Genomic DNA, 16,207 nt, shown 5'->3' on the forward strand with positions numbered 1-16,207 from the left:
AACGTGGGGCAATTTTTAACGCAGGGTCGTCATTTATGACGGCCTGGCAAACCAAGGAGCAACCATGTCGCCACAAGTGGGAATCGGCATTTTAATTTTCCGCGATGGAAAACTGTTACTAGGGCAACGCAAAGGCAGCCACGGCGCGGGCGACTGGTCTGCGCCGGGCGGGCATCTGGAGTTTGGCGAATCGCCGGAAGCCTGCGCGCGTCGTGAAGTGCTGGAAGAAACTGGCTTACAGCTTGGTGAACTGCAAAACGGCGCGTTCGTTAGCGATGTGTTTCCCGAGGTCAATAAGCACTACATTACGCTACTGATGGTGCCGCAGGACGCAATCGGTGAACCACAACTGATGGAGCCTGAAAAGTGCCACGGCTGGCAATGGTTCGCACCAGAGAATCTGCCGCAACCGCTGTTTGCGCCGCTGCGCACATGGATGGCACGCGACGGATTGGCGGCGCTGCAGGCGTTGGCAAAATCGACTTAAAGCACCAGCTTCATCACCGTAACTTCTTCAGCAGCGATCTCGCGCTGCTCCACATCCTGCCAGCCGAAGCGGCGATAAAGCGCTTGTTGATCCGGCGTATACAGCCACAGCGCGGTAATCCCACGCTGACGCGCTTCGGTAATTAAGCGCGTCACCAGGCCACTCGCCAACCCTTTTCCACGGTGTGTTGCGGCAGTAATGACTTCGCCGAGCCAAAACTCGCGCTCGGCGATATCGTGCAGTTCGTAATGGATAATGCTGGCGGTCGCCATCAATTCGCCATCGCTTGTAGTTGCCACCAGCGTCAGCGTTTTGGCCTCGGCGGCATTGCGCGCCTGTAATCGCTGCTCAATCACTGCCGCATCGCGCCAGTTGGGGAAATCTGACCATTCTTGATGCAGCATTTGCGTCACCGCATCCAAAAACTGAGGCTGTTGCGCCAGCAGGCTGATGTGCATTTCGATTCCTCAAAGGTGACAGGCGAGAGTGACAACATAGCGATTAGTGATTGATATTGCCAAGTATACTGCGTTCGATAATAGCGCCGGGCATCATCTGCTGAATACCTTGCTCCAGCATATCGCCCGCATGTTGCAATGCTTCGAGTGGCATCGCCGGTAATCGCTCCAGCACAAACCACATCTGCGTTTGCTCAATACTGAGACGCGTGCGCACACCTTGTCGCCAGTTCCAGCGACGACAGGTTACGCCTGCGTCATCCCGCCACACCACTTCGCCAGGTTCGGGAAATTCATGGCTCAAGACGCCTTCTTTATAGACATCAAAGGGTTCGCTGCCATCGGCGCGCGTCAGCCGCGGGTTGCCCACGTAAGCGGCCACATTCTCACCACCAACCGGAATGGCGAAACGAATGCTCACCGCATTGTAGAGATCCACGATTGGATCGATGGCTGCCATTGATCCGTCGCGCTGCACGCGCTTGCGCAAGGCATCTGCCGAACAGGGCGTACGTTTCGGTTTGGCACCAAAATGTTTGAACATTTCCGTCCATTGCGTCAGATGTGCTTCAGCCCACGGAAAATCATCCTGCAGCATATCGCGACAAGCTTGTACGAGGGCTTCTTTACCAACTTGCGGACGCAACACTGGCGCAGCCTGAACTAAAATGCTGAGCGCGGTAAAGTCAGGCGCTAAGGCAGAAACGGAAGGATCGATTGACGGGCTTAAGGCGAACATAACATAATCCTGTAATGACTAATTTATTCCATGATAGTGACCGATGAAAACAAAAGTCAATAAATTGACCGAAGCAGGTTCTGATATCGACTATGTCAGCGCCGCCGTTTCAGCCAGCATCAAAAGTTTCCGCCAACAGCAAAAACTGTCGCTGGATGAGCTCTCGCGCCGCGCGGGCGTCAGTAAAGGCATGTTAGTTGAGATTGAAAAACGCAGCGCGAATCCCAGCATCGCCATTTTGTGCAAAGTGGCGGCAGCGCTAGGAATATCGGTGGCCGATATTGTGAATGTCACCGCCGATCCGCTGGCGCATCTGGTTGCTGAAGAGGACATTCCAATACTTTGGCAAGGGGACAAGGGCGGTACGGCGCGTTTGCTGGCGGGCACGCAAGGCCCGGATATGATCGAGCTATGGCGTTGGGAGATGTTCCCCGGCGAACAGTTCGCCTCGCCGGGCCATCCGCAGCGCACTTACGAACTGCTGCATGTCGAGCAAGGTGAACTTACGTTGACGGTTGATGAACAGCGGTTGCAGGTGCCGCGCGGCAGTTCAGCGGTGGCGAAAACCGCCGCACCGCACAGTTATGCGAACCTCGGCGAACTGCCGCTGGTTTTCACCATGGCAGTCGCCGAAATTCACGGTTAACCCACTTCGTTCGCCAGCGCCACCGCATCTTCGTCAGCTGGAATGCGCATCGGTCGCCGCACGCCACACCGCTTCCGCCACATCCAGCGCCTTGGTGGTGGGTTGTGGCTGCTGCATCGTGCTGAAAACGCCATCTAACAGCGGCTGATACGGCTCAAGCTGCGTGTTCTCCATGCGCGGCGAATCGCGCCTGACCACGCTTGTGCAGTTAGTGATGGATGAGTGCCGCGCACAGCGTCCGGCGCGTCATGTGGTACTGGAACGCTTGCTAGAGCTGCTGTTAATCGAAGCGCTGCGATCAATGCCGATCTGCAATGCGTGTCCGGGCGTGATGAGCGGTTAGCTGACGAACGGCTGGCGGCGGCAATCCGCGCCATCCATGCAAACCCTGCGCACAGCTGGACGGTGGCCGAACTGGCGAAAACCGCCGCGCTGTCACGTTCCTCTTTCTTTGTGCGTTTCCGCGAAGCGGTTGGCGTGGCGCCGATGGTCTACCTGCTGACGTGGCGCGTGGCGCTGGCGAAAAATCTGCTGCGCGGTAAAAGCATGGCGGTAGCCGAAGTGGCAGAGCGCGTTGGCTATCGCTCCGCCAGCGCCTTCAGCGTGGCATTCAGTCGCTATGTCGGCCAGCCGCCTGCGTGGTTCGCCGCCGAAGAGGATGTTTAGCGATACGGCTTCAAATTGCCGGTTAAAAGGGTAATTTTTTTCTTTGGACCGATCAAACCGATCGCCACCAACTCAATCTGATCGCTGTGCGCGTCAGCAATACGATCGCCATACTCTTCGTACGTTTTGCAGGATTGCGCTAGCGGCGCGTAGATGACGCCGGGATAATCAACGCCATCCTGGATTTGCTGATTCGGCCCCACCAAATTTCCTGGTAATTCGCCAAAACTAATGCCGATAATGCTGGCAGCGTTCATTGCCAATCCGGCGGGCAGTTGCTGATCAATCAAGATGGTGCAGCGATGGGTGTTTGCGTCGAAATCCATGTTGAGTATTTCACCTTGAGTGGGAATGCAAAAGTAAGCGATCGCTGGAGTATAAATTCCGCACATTTTGTAGCGGCGCGATTTATCGCGCAGTTGGAGATGCAGAGTATGTTTGTACTGCAGGAATTAAAGGGATTAGCGGCCTGGCCTTTGGCTGAATAAAAGATTCGAATAAATCACAATGAATTCATGAGAGTTTTATTAAATCCCATATAGTTTACTTGATGTTTCAATATCATCATCTTTACGACTATTAGATCCGGATAATTATAAAATCACCCTGGCCTAATTCCTAAATCCTTTCTCCCACCTCACAAATCCTTAACTCAAACTGGACGCTTGCCAGCTAAAGCGTAGATACTCATTTCACCCGATTTCAAACATTAAAAAGCTGAAACAAAATAATTCGATTACTTAAACAAACCTAAAGCGCAACGGTAATAATCCGTGCGCGTATTGTCTTTTCTCTGTTGAGGAAAACATTGTGTTTAAATTAAATCCGGTGTTACTAAGCCTTGTGGCTGCGCAAGGCGTGATGTTCCCTGTGTTGCCGACAACGGCAGCGATATTAAAGCCTTATACGCCTGAAATTAATGACAATAAGGTTGGTGCTTACTGTTTATGTAATGGCAGCACGCAAACGCTGAGCGGATTGCCGCAGTTCGTGCCGGGTGAAAACGGTACGGGCAGCGTAACGATTGGTGAGTTGCGCAATATTGGGCGAATTATCAATGACAACGTGATTGGCGCGGCGCGGCTGCAAATCGGTGCGCAGAATTACGCTATTGGCATCCCCAATTACGAAGAAAATACCTACACCACCTATCAGGTATTTAATACTGCAGAACTGGTCGATTTACCTGCAGTAGGTCTGGATACCGTGGTGCCAGATTATTTTGATGTAAACGACAAACAATATATCAACGCGCGTGTCGCTTCCGTCAGTAATGGCACGCTGAATATCGATATTGGCAAGCATAACGCGGCGTCGACTTCCTCCAGTAATAGCTGGTCGATGGCGGCGAAGCAAAGCCAGTTATTTACCGCCAGCAAAAAAGGCAATTTGAACTGGAATTCCAATAACCGTATCGCCTTCATCGCCGGCACCACGCCGTACGGTGGCGATCGCCTGGCTTACGATGTCGGCAACGTGGTGGAATACGCGGGTGTATTCACCGTCAATACACTGGATGGCGGCACTAACACGTTCAACGTCACTAATCTCAATGAACTGCGCAATTACAACGACTGGCTGATCGATCAGCTCTCCAACGCCAACCTCAGCACCGAAAGTTACAACACAGAATTCAATAAGGCCTACGCGCTGCGCGAAGGACGCGTGGTGTATCGCATGAGCACCAACAACTTCGATGATGAAGTGGCGCTACCGATATTCGATCAGGTGGTGCTTAGCGCCGATGGTCCGAAGGCAACAGTGAAAATCAATCGCGGCAAAACGCTGGAAGTGGTGAACAGCAACAGCGCGGTGATGCGTGCCAGCAACGGGGCTAAGGCGATAGTCGATGGCAAACTCGCCAGCACCGGTTCTGGCCTCGAGTTGCTTAGCGGCGCGCGCGGCTTCAACAACGGCGTTATTAACGCCGGTTTTCTTAATAACGCCAATGGCAAAGGCGTCGATAGCAGCACGGTTGGCGCGGGCGGCAGCGCGGTCGACGTCAGTTATGAAAGTCGCTTTATCAATCGTGGCGTGATCAACCTGCAACCCGGCGCGGGCTTCAGTACCGGCATCAATACCTACAACAGCAAAGTGGTTAACCACGGCAACATCAACGTTGGCGTCAGCGATGTCAGCAGCGGCGGCACGGCAGCGGGCGTATTGCTGAGCAGCGACGGCAAAGGCGGTTTCGTTAACGCCAAAGACGGCATCATCTACATCGGGCGCACGCCGCAAAATCGCAAAAATGATCCCACCGAAGATGTCGCCGTCAATCTAAGTGGCGGCGCCAGCGGCATCTATCAATTTCTTGATTCAAAAGCCGTGAATAATGGCCACATCGTGATTGGATCCAAAGTGCAAAACGCGGCAGGGATGAAGGTGGAACTCGCGCCTCACGCGGTTACGCTGAACAATGGCGTCATCGACGTTAACGGCAAGGCGCAAGTTCAACCCGCCGAGAACGTTGGCATGTTGGTGCTGGATTCCGGCAGCCTTGGCAAGGTTGGCAATATCGGCACCATCAATGTCAACGGCTACAACAGCACTGGCCTAAAAGTCATCGCGCGCGATGGCAATGACTCCGTGGCATTTTCCAGCGGCGCGATCAACGTGCCTGGCGATGGCGATCGGTTTGTTAATTCCTTTAACACGGCGGTATGGGTGAAGGGCGATCCTGGCGGCACAGCTTACGCGAAACTGACCGGACCGATCCGGCTCGTCGGAAACTCGAATATTGGTATTCGTGCAGAAGGGCTTGCGGTGGTTGATGTCAGCGCTAATGCGGTGCCGCTATCCGTGCCTGATCCCAACGTGTATACCGCACGGCATATCAGTTTTTACACCCTTGGCCCCAACGCCAAAATCAACTTGCCCGCCAACGGCAGCTACAGCACCACCGTGCCGTACGGCAATATTTTCCGCGTTGCAGATGGGGCAGATTTTGACGGCACCGGCCGCACGCTTTCCATGACCAACTCCTTCGCCACGGGCGTGTACGGCAGCGGTGAGTTCACCGACGTCAACACCAATGGCGCGACATTCAACGTTGCCGGCAATTACGCGCGTGCTATTGAGATCAGTGATGGCGCGCACGCCACCATTGATGCGGCGACCCGCATCAGGCTGCTCAGCAATGGCGCGACCGGCGCGGTGGCGGATGGCAATAAATTCACCCTGACAGGCGACCCGATCAATCCGCAAACCCAGTTCAATCCCGATACGCTGCTGGTCAACCATGCGGCGCTCAGCGGCGTTGCTGATAATCAGCAGGCGCTGGTTGTCAGCAATCACGCCCAGTTGATTAATACCGGCGACATCACCTTAGGCGGTCAGAGCACCAACGGTATTTATGCGCAGAATGGTGCCTTTGCCTTCAACCGTGGCGATGTCACCGTGACGCGCAGCAGCACCGGTTTGTATGCGTATGGCAATCCCGAATACACCGATGGCGTAACGCCGACGGAAGTTATCAATATCGGCTTGCTTAATGTGTACAACGTGGATGCCGAGAGTTTCTCACCCAGCCGAGGATTGATCTCTTATCACGAGCTGGCGCGCTTCTATCAAAACGGCACCATCAATTTGTTTGGCTCAAACGCGCTGGCGGGCGCGGTGTTTGCCGGTGGACTGCTTGATTTAGGTGATGGCAATCGCGTGGTGTATCACGACAGGAACCAATACGGATTTCGCGCGGCGGATCCCGGCACGCGTTTGATCAGCCACGGCGGCAGCGTTGATGTCAGCACTGAAAACTCAAGGCTATACGAGATTGTCAACGGCGCGTGGCTGTATGCCGAAACGCCAGGCAATGTAACGCTCAGCGGGGAAAACAGCACTGGCATGGAGGTGAGCGGATACGACGCGATGGTTTCCCGCACCGACAATTACACCGTGACCGGCAAAAATGCCACCGTGATGCGCGTCAGCGGCAGCGCCGAGGGCGTGATCACCAGCGGCATTGCCCTGAATGGCGAAAACGGCACCGCGGCGGTGGTCGGCGGCGATGAGTCGGAAATCTACGCCGCCTCGCAAATCATCGGTAACGGCAGCAATAGCACCGCTTTTGATGTGAGCGGTGGCGCACGGTTGTTTAATCAGTATCAAGGCGTCGTCGATCTCACCGGACCAAACAGCACCGGCGCGCGCGTGCATGACGGCGGTAACTTCATTAACCGTGGCAGCATGCGTATCGCGTCGGGCATCGGTGTGGATGTCAGCAGCGGCTACGGCCAATACGTACCGGTGGACAGTTCCCTGCGCGTTGATGACGGCACCGCAGCGTTACGCGTCGGCAACGGCGGCTGGCTGAGAATCTACGGCGACGGGCAGGGCGCGAGCAATATTTATGCGATGGGCAAAGCCGATGGCTTGTTGCTGGATCATGGCGCGCAGGGCTTTGAAGCCAACGACATCATCCTCGGCGCTTATGGCAGCGGCAGCGTAATCAACAACCGCGCGGAAACCAGCAATATCTCGCTGGATAACGTGATGCTCGATGTGAGCGGAGGCAACGGCGTGCGTTCGGCGACCTCATTTGATCCTAATGGTCGCGCGTTGATCAACGTCAGCGGTGGTGCTACCGGTTATCGCTTCGAAAATGCCGATGGCTCAACCACCAGCAACGATCTGGTGATCGGCAAGGATTACGCCATTCTGGTTTCCGGCCAGGGTACCGGCGTTCGCGCTAACACCAGCGGCAAAGTGATTTCGCAGGGCTCGATTGGCATTCGCGATTTCAACGGCGGTTCGGCGATTGTCACCAGCACCGCCAGCCAGGTGATCAATCAGGGTTCGATTGCCTCACTCAGCCGCGTCTCTCCGCTGATCGATTTGCGCGGTGGCGACACGGTATTTATCAACCAGGGCACCATCTCCGCGCCGTTCCCGGATCAGGTCGTCGTAGCCGGAGGCGCAGGCAATGATGTGATCGCGCTGCTCGATGGTGCGGTGGTCGGCGATGTGAATACCGGCAGCGGCAACGATGAACTGGTGGTGACCGGCGGCACGCTGAACGGCAGCCTGACGATGGGCAATGGTGCGGCGAATCAGGCAACGGTGCAGAGAGTCAGCCTGGCCGATACCCGTCACATCACCACCGAAAACGGCGCAGGCAGCACGCTCAATCTCAGCGAGCTGACGGCGCGCGGCGGCTCGTTTGCCCGCGATGATGTCAGCAAAGGCACTAATCTCGGCGCGGGCTGGAGCACGCTCAACTTCTTCGCCACCCAGTGGACGCTAACCGACAACATCAAACTCGCGCACAGCACCATCAATATCGACGCCGGCAGTACGCTGTTTGCCGGTGATAACGTCAATCCGCTGCTGCAAGGCGCGACCAATGATTCGCTGGTGATAAATAACGCCGGTACGCTGGATCTCACTAACGGCGGCAACGCGGCGGCGAATGTTTTAACCATTGATGGCCAACTGGCATCGGCGGGCGGCAGCCTGAAACTCAACTCTACCGCCACGCAGAGCGACAACCTGCGCGTAAACGGCAATGTGTCGGGCACCACCTTGATCGACGATACGCTGATCGGCGGCCCGCAGCTGGATAGCAATCGCGATGGCGTGATTGCCGCCAGCGAAGGTGTGTCGCTGGCGCAGGTAACCGGCAGCGCCAGCGCATCCAGTTTTGTGCTCAAGAGCGGCTATGTGGCGTCCGGGCCGTGGCAATATGGTTTGGCCAGCTTCGCGCCGGGCAGTTCAGCATCCGGTGCGTGGGATTATCGACTCGCTAACACCTTTGTCTGTGAAGACGGTTCGCTGTGCCAGCCACAAGCGGGCAGCAATCAGCGTGCCGCGCGGCTGGCCGTGACGCCGCAGGTGCCGTCCTACATCTCCGCGCCGGTGGGTTTGGCGTATTACTCGCTGGCGGTGACCGACGATCTGCATAAACGTCTTGGCGAACTGCGTCAGCAGCAAACCGCATCCGATGCCGTGGGCGGCGAGATGTTTATCCGCTATCTCGGCTCCAACCTGAAGTATCAAAGCAATCGCGGTTTGGCCGATTACGGCTATGACTTCGATCTGGATTACAGCGCGGTACAGCTGGGCGGCAACGTACTGCGCGCCGACGGCCCACAAGACAGCTTGCGCGGCGGCGTGGCCTACACGCGTGGCAACACGCGCATTCGTCCTCATGCAGCCGACGGTTACAGCTCCACCAGTTTCGACAGCGATAGCATTTCGCTGTACGGCACCTGGCTGCGCGACAGCGGATTCTACCTCGATGGCTCGCTGAGTTGGGGTTGGTATCGCGGTGAAACCGACATCGCCCGGCAGAAAGAGGTGGCAACACCGAAAGGCAAAGGCTGGACGGCGTCGGTGGAATCGGGCTATCCGTTCACCTTCGCCAACGGCGTGCGCCTCGAACCGCAGGCGCAAATCACCTGGCTGCAGATGAAGATGGACAGCTTCACCGATCAGGATCGCACGCGCGTGTCGTACAACGATTACGATCAAACCATCGGCCGACTCGGCGCACGCCTCGATCGCACCTGGCTGGATACCAGCCAGAACGCCTACACGCCGTACGTTCGCGCCAACTACTACAAAGGCTGGGGCGGCACCGCGAAAACCAAAATCGGTGCGGCGGATATTGAAGGCAGTCAAATCTTCGAAAGTGGCAAGTTTGGTCAGATGTGGGACGTTGGTTTAGGCGGCAGCGCCACGCTGAATAACGACGTTGCGCTGTATGCCGAAGCCGATTACCGCAAAGAGATCGACGGCAACGGCGCCAAAGGCTGGCGCTATAACGCGGGCGTGAGGTGGTCGTTTTAAAATTCAGCCTGTCCATCGCGCATGCTGGAGTGCGTCAATATAAGTGGTTTTCAACCCCTCAAAGATGAGGGGGTAGAGGTGATTTAATTTCCTGGCGACCAAAATCATTAGCCAGGCACTTGCTGCGTGCGCCGATCCTTCACCGTGACATACAAAAACGCCAGCACGAACAGCGCCGCGTAGATCACCACAATGGTTGGGCCCGGCGCGCTGTCGAGGAAGAACGAGGCGTACACGCCGCTGAAACCTGTCACCACCGCAATGCCAATCGCTAGCAACATTACCTGCACGAAACGACGCGCCAGCAGTAAAGCGATAGCGCCAGGCGCGATCAGCATGGAAATTGACAAAATCACGCCCACCGATTTCAGCGCAGCGACGATGGTTAACGAGATTAAACACAGCAAGCCGTAATGCATCAGTTTGCCGTTGATGCCGCAGGCGCGCGCCTGATTGGGATCGAACGCGTGCAGCAGTAAATCTCGCCATTTGATGCCAATCAACAGGCTAACAATCAGCGCGATAGCCGATGTCTGGATAATATCCGCCAGGCTGATGCCCAACATATCGCCGAACAAGATGTGGTCGAGATGCACTTCGGGCTGCAATTTCAGATACAGCACCAAACCGGCGCCAAACATGCCGGAGAAGACGATGCCCATTACCGTATCGGGTTTGATGCGGCTGTTCTCACTGATGTAGCCGGTAGCGACGGCGCACACCATGCCAGCGACAAACGCGCCGATGGCGTACGGCAAACCAATCAGCCAGGCGATCACCACGCCAGGAAATACCGCGTGGCTCATCGCATCACCGAGCAACGACCAACCTTTCAGCACCAGAAACGCCGACAGCATCGCGCACGGCAGCGACAGTACCAAGGTGGTGATCAGCGCCATGTTCATAAATTCGAACTGGAACGGACTCAACAATAATTCAGCCATTTACGCCGTCCTCCATGGTCTGACGCGCACGGCGGCGCGAAGCCAGCACGCCATGTTTTGGCGCGAAGACAAAGGCCACTAAAAACACCAGCGTTTGCGCGACCACAATCACGCCGCCGGTCGCGCCATCGAGGAAGTAGCTGCTCCATGCGCCGAGGAAACTGGTGACGCTGCCGATGGTCACGGCGATCAGCAACAGGCGCGGAAAACGATCGGTCAACAGATAGGCGGTGGCGCCGGGCGTCACCACCAGACAAATCACCATAAACGCGCCGACGGTTTGCAGCGCAGCGACGGTGGACGCCGAGAGCAGGGCAAAGAACAGGATCTTCAGTCGCAGCGTATTCAAACCGAGCGAGCGCGCGTGGCTCTCGTCGAAGAAGGTCACCATCAGGTCTTTCCACTTCAGCAGCAGAATGGTCAGGGTGATAAAGCCAATCGCACCGAGCTGCCAGATATCGGCGGGCGCGACCGACAAAATATTGCCCAGCACGATGGTTTGAATATTCACCGACGTGGGATTGAGTGAAACCAGAAACAGGCCGATGCCGAAAAACGACGAGAAGATCAGGCCGATAATGGCATCTTCTTTTAAGCGTGTGCGCTGATTGAGAAACAGCATGCTGCCCGCCGCCAGCCCGCCGGAGAGAAACGCGCCGAGGGAAAAGGGCAGTCCGAGCATGTACGCGCCCGCCACGCCGGGCACAATTGAGTGCGACAGCGCATCACCGATCAGTGACCAGCCTTTCAGCATCAGGAAGCAGGAGAGAAAGGCGCAAATCGCGCCGACCAGCGCTGCGATCCACATCGCATTCAGCATGTATTGATAGCCAAACGGTTCAATAATCCACGACATGGTTCGCTCCCCGGTCAGGATTTTTGTCTTTCATCAGCTGCATTAACACCGCGTTACGCTCATGCAGCGCGCCATCAAAGGTCTGCGCCAGATTATCGGCGGTGAAGGTGTCATGCAGCAGGCCGCTCGCCAGCACGGTATTTTTTACCAGCACGCAGCGATCGCAGAAATCAGGGATGGCGTTGAGATCGTGAGTGGAAACCAGCATGGTGCGGCCTTCGTCGCGCAGCTCTTTTAGCAGGGCGATAATCGCGGCTTCGGTTTTGACGTCCACGCCGGTAAACGGCTCATCCAGCAGGATAATCTGACCACTTTGTGCCAGCGCGCGTGCCAGAAAAACGCGTTTTTTCTGCCCCCCCGACAGCTCGCCAATCTGACGGTGGCGATAAGCGCTCATGCCCACGCGCTCCAGCGCTTGATCAACGCTAAGTTTATCGGCGACACGCGGAATACGCAGCATGCCCATATAGCCGTAACGGCCCATCATCACCACATCTTCCACCAGCACCGGGAAGCTCCAGTCCACTTCCTCGGACTGCGGGACATAGGAAACGATGTTGTGTTTCAGCGCCTTGTTGGCCGGTAAACCCGCTAGCGTTACCGCGCCCGAGGAGAGCGGCACAAATCCCATGATCGCTTTGAACAGTGTGGATTTACCGGAGCCGTTGACGCCAATCAACGCGGTGATGCTGCCAGCGGGCACGCTAAAAGAGGCTTTACGCAGCGCCGTGTGGCCGTTGCGGTAGGTAACACCCACATTCTCGACGAGTAATCCTGCGGCTGGGTTCATTTCTGACTTCCTTCTGTGATGCCTTTCACCACGGTTTCGGTGGTGACGCGCAGCAGATCCAGATAGGTCGGCACCGGGCCATCGCTGTTGCTCAGCGAATCGACGTACAACACGCCACCGTAATGAATGCCGGCTTCACGCGCCACTTGCTGAGCGGGTTTGGCAGAGATGGTGCTTTCACTAAAGATGGCAGGAATTTGATGATCGCGCACCGCATCGATCACCTTACGCACCTGCTGCGGGGTGCCTTGCTGATCGGCGTTAATCGGCCATAAATAGAGCTCTTTCAGACCGAAATCGCGCGCCAGATAAGAGAAGGCACCTTCACTGGTCACCAGCCAGCGTTTATCGGCGGGAAGCTTGTCGACAGCGGCACGCATCGGCGCGATGGTTTGCTGAATCTGCGCTTTGTAACGCTCGGCGTTGGCCTGATAAATTGCGGCATTGGCGGGATCGTATTTCTGCAGCGCGTTGCGGATGTTATCGACGTAGATCAGCGCGTTATCCGGCGACATCCACGCATGCGGATTCGGTTTACCGTTGTACGGACCTTCACTAATGCCCATCGGCTCAATGCCTTGCGTCACGGTGACCTGCGGCACATCGTTAAGACGCTGGTAAAACCGGCTGAACCACAGTTCCAGATTAAAGCCGTTTACCAAAATCAGATTGGCACCCTGCGCGCGACGAATATCGCCTGGCGTGGGTTGGTATTCGTGGATTTCTGCGCCGGTTTTGGTAATCGACGTCACGTCCGCCGCATCGCCCGCGACGTTTTTCGCCATATCGGCGATCACCGTAAAGGTGGTGACCACTTTGAGTTTTTCAGCCGCTGACGCGCTAAATGAGCTGAGTGACAACAGAACGGCAATCGCAGGCAAAAGGCGTTGAGTGAACATGATCATCTCCAGAGTAATATAGCCAATGCTATAATATATAGCTGATGCTATCTATATGAGTCATTTTTGTTCACAACGCCAGTGTAAAGACAAAAATTTACGAAAGGGGCAAGTGTCATAAAGACGGAATTAAACGGCATTTCCCCTAAAACACTAAATATGGTTACATCAATAAAAAGCGGACAGGATTTAAGACGATGCGCATCAAAATCAATGCAGTAGCAGACAGTGAACGCTTTCCCGAATCCGTTGATGTGATTGTGATTGGCGGCGGCATCATCGGCACGTCAGTGAGTTACGAACTGGCAAAGCAGGGCGTTTCCGTGGCGCTGTTTGAGAAGGGCGTGATCGGCGGCGAGCAATCTGGCCGCAACTGGGGCTGGGTTCGCCAGCAAAACCGCGACCTGTACGAATTGCCGATGGCGATGCGCAGTTTGCAGCGCTGGGACGAGTTGAGCAGTGAAATTGGCCTCGATCTCGGCTTCTCGCGGCAGGGCATTACTTACGGCACGCAGAGTGAAAGCGATCTGGCGCGCTGGGAAGCGTGGGGCAAGCAGGCGCAGCAACTGGGTTTCGTCAGCCATTTGATGACCGCACAAGAGACGCGCGAGCGCATCGGCAACAATGCGCCGTGGATTGGCGGCGTGTGGTCACCCAGCGATGGTCGCGCAGAGCCGTCGCTGGCAGCACCGGCGATGGCGACTGGCGCGAAAAATCTCGGCGCATCGATCCAGCAAAACTGCGCGGTGCGCGCCCTCGATGTATCTGGCGGACGCGTCACCGGCGTCTGGACCGAGCGCGGCCTGGTGAAAGCTAACCGTGTAATCTGCTGCGGCGGCGCGTGGAGTTCGCGCTTCTGCAAGCAATATGGCATTGAACTACCGAGCGCCAATATCCTGGGCACCGCGTTCAAAACCACGGCGGCGCCTGAAGTGATCAAAGGCTGTCTCAGCACCGGCGGGTTGTGTATTCGCCGTCGTCAGGATGGCAGCTACACCGTGGCGCTCGCCGGACGCGGGCAGATTGATCTCGCGCCGCAAAATATCCGTTACGCCACCAGGTTCTATGCGATGTATCGCAGCAAGATCGCTAAGAAGCTCAAGGTGCGCATCAACGGCTCGTTCTTCAATGGCCCGGAAGCCGCCGGTTCGTGGTCCAATCAAAGCGAGTCGCCGTTCGAGAAGATCCGCACCCTCGATCCGGCAGCGGATAACGGCATTGTGCAGGAAGCGATGCAGGCGCTGGTGCAGCTCTATCCGGAGTTGAACGGCATTAAGGTGGATTACGCGTGGGGCGGGTGGATCGATACCACGCCGGATTTGGTGCCGGTGATTGATAAGATGACGAGCATACCGGGTTTGTTTATCGCCTCCGGCTTCAGCGGCCACGGTTTTGGTATTGGGCCAGGCGCAGGCTTGTTGTGCGCGCAGATGGTCAATAACAAACCGCTGTTCACTGATGTGAAGCCGTACAGCCTGGCGCGGTTCGCCAAAGGTCAGGCGATCCGTGAACCGCAGATGATGTGAGGGTGGGCCGGTGCGCGTTGTTGCACACCGGCCGAACATTACACATCCAACCGATGAATCACGTTCACAAACTCATGTACGCCACTGTTAATTTCTCGCAGGCTGCGTGACAACACGCTGATTTTATCCTGCTCGGTCACCACAAACTGCTTGACCTCATTAAGCTGCTGCTCCATTTGCGCAATCAGGCTGGCGTTGTGTTCCACCACTTGCGTGATCTGCTTCGTCGCGCTGGAGGTGGATGCCGCCAAACGTCGTACTTCGCCCGCCACCACGCTGAATCCGCGTCCCGCTTCACCGGCGCGCGCAGACTCAATTGCCGCATTCAGCGCCAGAATATTGGTTTGTGAGGCAATCAGGTTGATGGTCTCGACCACTTCACTAATGCTTTTCGCCGAGGCGTTAAGCTCGCCCCCGATCGCCGTTGCTGCATTAACCTGCAGCGCCACCAACCCTGAATTGCGGATGGTTTCGTCCAGTACCTCGTTGGCGTTGTCGGTAATTTGTGACGTTTCTTCAGAGGTCGTCAGCGCGATGTCGGCCACGCGCTTGGCGGCTTCCACGCGCGCGGTGATATCTGAGGCGATTTTGATCACCTTGTACACCTTGCCATCGGCGTCATAAACCGGGTTGTAGCTGGCCTCAAGCCAGATGCGTTCGCCGCCGGCGGTTTTGCGTTCGAAGCGGCCGACAAAGTGCTGGCCTTTGGCCATCTTGCGCCAGAAGTCGGGATTTTCACTATAGAAGTTATCGAAGCAGAACATGCGATGATGCTGCCCTACAACCGCAGCCAGCTCATATCCCATGTGCTTGAGGAAGTTATTGTTGGCCGTGAGGATTTGTCCGTCCGGCGTGAACTCAATCACCGCCATGGAGAGATCCAGCGCGGTGATCACCGCTTCTTTATGCTCCAGCTCCTGATGACGTTCTGTGATATCCGATGCCACCTTGATCACTTTGTAAACCTGGCCTTTGTCATCGCTCACCGGGAAGTAGGTGGCGCTGAGATAGAAACGCTGACCTAGCTTATTGAAGCGCTCAAAAATGCCGGTCACCGATTCGCCAGACGCCAGCGTTTGCCAGAAGGCGAGATAGCGCGAGGATTGGCTGTGTTGCGGGCTGCAGAAGAGGCGGTGATGCTTCCCCTGAATCTCATTCAACTGGTAGCCGGTGGTGGCAAGGAAGAGGTGATTGGCGGTGAGAATCTCGCCGTTAGGCGTAAATTCAATCCATGCCACATGCTGTTTGATCGCATTGATATCTTTAGCCACATCGCCACTTTTATAAAACGGCAAAGAAAGACTCGACTTTTTCACACCAAACATGGGAAGCCTCAGGTGATTATTGTGCTGTTGAACGTAATGCGTGCAGTGCAAAATTGGTCACGCTCAACATGCGTCACCTGAGCTG

The 16,207-nt window shown here is 56.0% G+C and carries 13 protein-coding genes and 1 pseudogene; 5 read left to right on the forward strand and 9 right to left on the reverse strand.

Going from position 1 to position 16,207, the window contains the following annotated elements:
* Window positions 1-64 precede the first annotated feature (64 nt).
* The gene (locus tag PO881_RS22840) at window positions 65-487 is read left to right on the forward strand and encodes an NUDIX hydrolase (protein ID WP_280173083.1); all 423 of its coding nucleotides are present in this window, start codon (window positions 65-67) and stop codon (window positions 485-487) included.
* Here the strand turns inward: PO881_RS22840 and PO881_RS22845 are convergent.
* Window positions 484-945 (reverse strand): GNAT family N-acetyltransferase, encoded by a 462-nt coding sequence (locus tag PO881_RS22845; protein ID WP_280173084.1) that lies wholly within the window; start codon window positions 943-945, stop codon window positions 484-486. The two genes, PO881_RS22840 and PO881_RS22845, sit on opposite strands and share 4 nt — an antisense overlap.
* 43 nt (window positions 946-988) lie before the next feature.
* The gene (locus PO881_RS22850; RefSeq protein WP_280173085.1) at window positions 989-1,684 is read right to left on the reverse strand and encodes a B3/4 domain-containing protein; all 696 of its coding nucleotides are present in this window, start codon (window positions 1,682-1,684) and stop codon (window positions 989-991) included.
* A 43-nt stretch (window positions 1,685-1,727) separates the two neighbouring features.
* On the opposite strand from PO881_RS22850, the gene PO881_RS22855 reads away from it, so the two are divergent.
* Entirely contained in the window at window positions 1,728-2,330 is a 603-nt protein-coding gene (locus PO881_RS22855) for a helix-turn-helix domain-containing protein (protein WP_277975321.1), read from the forward strand.
* Window positions 2,331-2,363: 33 nt separating this feature from the next.
* Here PO881_RS22855 and PO881_RS22860 read toward each other — a convergent pair whose 3' ends face one another.
* Window positions 2,364-2,504, reverse strand: coding sequence for a hypothetical protein (locus PO881_RS22860; RefSeq protein WP_225608253.1), 141 nt, complete (start codon window positions 2,502-2,504; stop codon window positions 2,364-2,366).
* Between PO881_RS22860 and PO881_RS22865 the strand changes: the two are divergent.
* Window positions 2,503-2,996 (forward strand): annotated as a pseudogene (locus PO881_RS22865) (AraC family transcriptional regulator); the annotation flags it as partial. The gene PO881_RS22860 and the pseudogene PO881_RS22865 sit on opposite strands and share 2 nt — an antisense overlap.
* Here PO881_RS22865 and PO881_RS22870 read toward each other — a convergent pair.
* On the reverse strand, window positions 2,993-3,322 hold the full coding sequence (locus PO881_RS22870) for a DUF2000 domain-containing protein (protein WP_277975322.1): 330 nt from the start codon (window positions 3,320-3,322) through the stop codon (window positions 2,993-2,995). The pseudogene PO881_RS22865 and the gene PO881_RS22870 overlap by 4 nt on opposite strands.
* A gap of 484 nt (window positions 3,323-3,806) precedes the next feature.
* Between PO881_RS22870 and PO881_RS22875 the strand changes: the two genes are divergently transcribed.
* Complete coding sequence (locus PO881_RS22875; RefSeq protein WP_280173086.1) at window positions 3,807-9,782, forward strand: autotransporter outer membrane beta-barrel domain-containing protein; 5,976 nt, start codon at window positions 3,807-3,809, stop codon at window positions 9,780-9,782.
* A gap of 107 nt (window positions 9,783-9,889) precedes the next feature.
* Here PO881_RS22875 and PO881_RS22880 read toward each other — a convergent pair whose 3' ends face one another.
* Genes PO881_RS22880 through PO881_RS22895 form a run of 4 tightly spaced genes read right to left on the reverse strand, consistent with a single transcriptional unit; the run spans window position 9,890 to window position 13,271 of the window.
* On the reverse strand, window positions 9,890-10,726 hold the full coding sequence (locus tag PO881_RS22880) for a metal ABC transporter permease (RefSeq protein WP_101761430.1): 837 nt from the start codon (window positions 10,724-10,726) through the stop codon (window positions 9,890-9,892).
* Complete coding sequence (sitC, locus tag PO881_RS22885) at window positions 10,719-11,582, reverse strand: iron/manganese ABC transporter permease subunit SitC (protein ID WP_101761431.1); 864 nt, start codon at window positions 11,580-11,582, stop codon at window positions 10,719-10,721. Before sitC ends, PO881_RS22880 begins: the two co-directional genes overlap by 8 nt.
* Window positions 11,566-12,372: a manganese/iron ABC transporter ATP-binding protein gene (locus PO881_RS22890; RefSeq protein WP_280173087.1), complete on the reverse strand. Its 807-nt coding sequence runs from the start codon at window positions 12,370-12,372 to the stop codon at window positions 11,566-11,568. The genes sitC and PO881_RS22890 overlap by 17 nt, the downstream gene beginning before the upstream one ends.
* Complete coding sequence (locus PO881_RS22895; protein ID WP_280173088.1) at window positions 12,369-13,271, reverse strand: metal ABC transporter substrate-binding protein; 903 nt, start codon at window positions 13,269-13,271, stop codon at window positions 12,369-12,371. Before PO881_RS22895 ends, PO881_RS22890 begins: the two co-directional genes overlap by 4 nt.
* A 197-nt stretch (window positions 13,272-13,468) precedes the next feature.
* On the opposite strand from PO881_RS22895, the gene PO881_RS22900 reads away from it, so the two are divergent.
* A complete protein-coding gene (locus PO881_RS22900; protein ID WP_280173089.1) occupies window positions 13,469-14,797 on the forward strand; it encodes an FAD-binding oxidoreductase in 1,329 nt (442 codons plus the stop codon).
* A gap of 38 nt (window positions 14,798-14,835) precedes the next feature.
* On the opposite strand, the gene PO881_RS22905 is transcribed toward PO881_RS22900, so the two are convergent.
* Window positions 14,836-16,122: a PAS domain-containing methyl-accepting chemotaxis protein gene (locus PO881_RS22905; RefSeq protein WP_101761435.1), complete on the reverse strand. Its 1,287-nt coding sequence runs from the start codon at window positions 16,120-16,122 to the stop codon at window positions 14,836-14,838.
* Window positions 16,123-16,207 lie beyond the last annotated feature (85 nt).

The organism is Pantoea sp. SS70, from assembly GCF_029866845.1.
Taxonomy (GTDB): Bacteria; Pseudomonadota; Gammaproteobacteria; order Enterobacterales; family Enterobacteriaceae; genus Pantoea; species Pantoea leporis.

Bases quoted from the DNA above. Each gene is read 5' to 3' on its own strand.
- PO881_RS22845 (WP_280173084.1), bottom strand. From the start codon at position 945: ATGCACATCAGCCTGCTGGCGCAACAGCCTCAGTTTTTGGATGCGGTG.
- PO881_RS22850 (WP_280173085.1), bottom strand. From the start codon at position 1,684: ATGTTCGCCTTAAGCCCGTCAATCGATCCTTCCGTTTCTGCCTTAGCG.
- PO881_RS22890 (WP_280173087.1), bottom strand. From the start codon at position 12,372: ATGAACCCAGCCGCAGGATTACTCGTCGAGAATGTGGGTGTTACCTAC.
- PO881_RS22880 (WP_101761430.1), bottom strand. From the start codon at position 10,726: ATGGCTGAATTATTGTTGAGTCCGTTCCAGTTCGAATTTATGAACATG.
- sitC (WP_101761431.1), bottom strand. From the start codon at position 11,582: ATGTCGTGGATTATTGAACCGTTTGGCTATCAATACATGCTGAATGCG.
- PO881_RS22900 (WP_280173089.1), top strand. From the start codon at position 13,469: ATGCGCATCAAAATCAATGCAGTAGCAGACAGTGAACGCTTTCCCGAA.
- PO881_RS22840 (WP_280173083.1), top strand. From the start codon at position 65: ATGTCGCCACAAGTGGGAATCGGCATTTTAATTTTCCGCGATGGAAAA.
- PO881_RS22895 (WP_280173088.1), bottom strand. From the start codon at position 13,271: ATGTTCACTCAACGCCTTTTGCCTGCGATTGCCGTTCTGTTGTCACTC.
- PO881_RS22855 (WP_277975321.1), top strand. From the start codon at position 1,728: ATGAAAACAAAAGTCAATAAATTGACCGAAGCAGGTTCTGATATCGAC.
- PO881_RS22860 (WP_225608253.1), bottom strand. From the start codon at position 2,504: ATGGAGAACACGCAGCTTGAGCCGTATCAGCCGCTGTTAGATGGCGTT.
- PO881_RS22905 (WP_101761435.1), bottom strand. From the start codon at position 16,122: ATGTTTGGTGTGAAAAAGTCGAGTCTTTCTTTGCCGTTTTATAAAAGT.
- PO881_RS22870 (WP_277975322.1), bottom strand. From the start codon at position 3,322: ATGGATTTCGACGCAAACACCCATCGCTGCACCATCTTGATTGATCAG.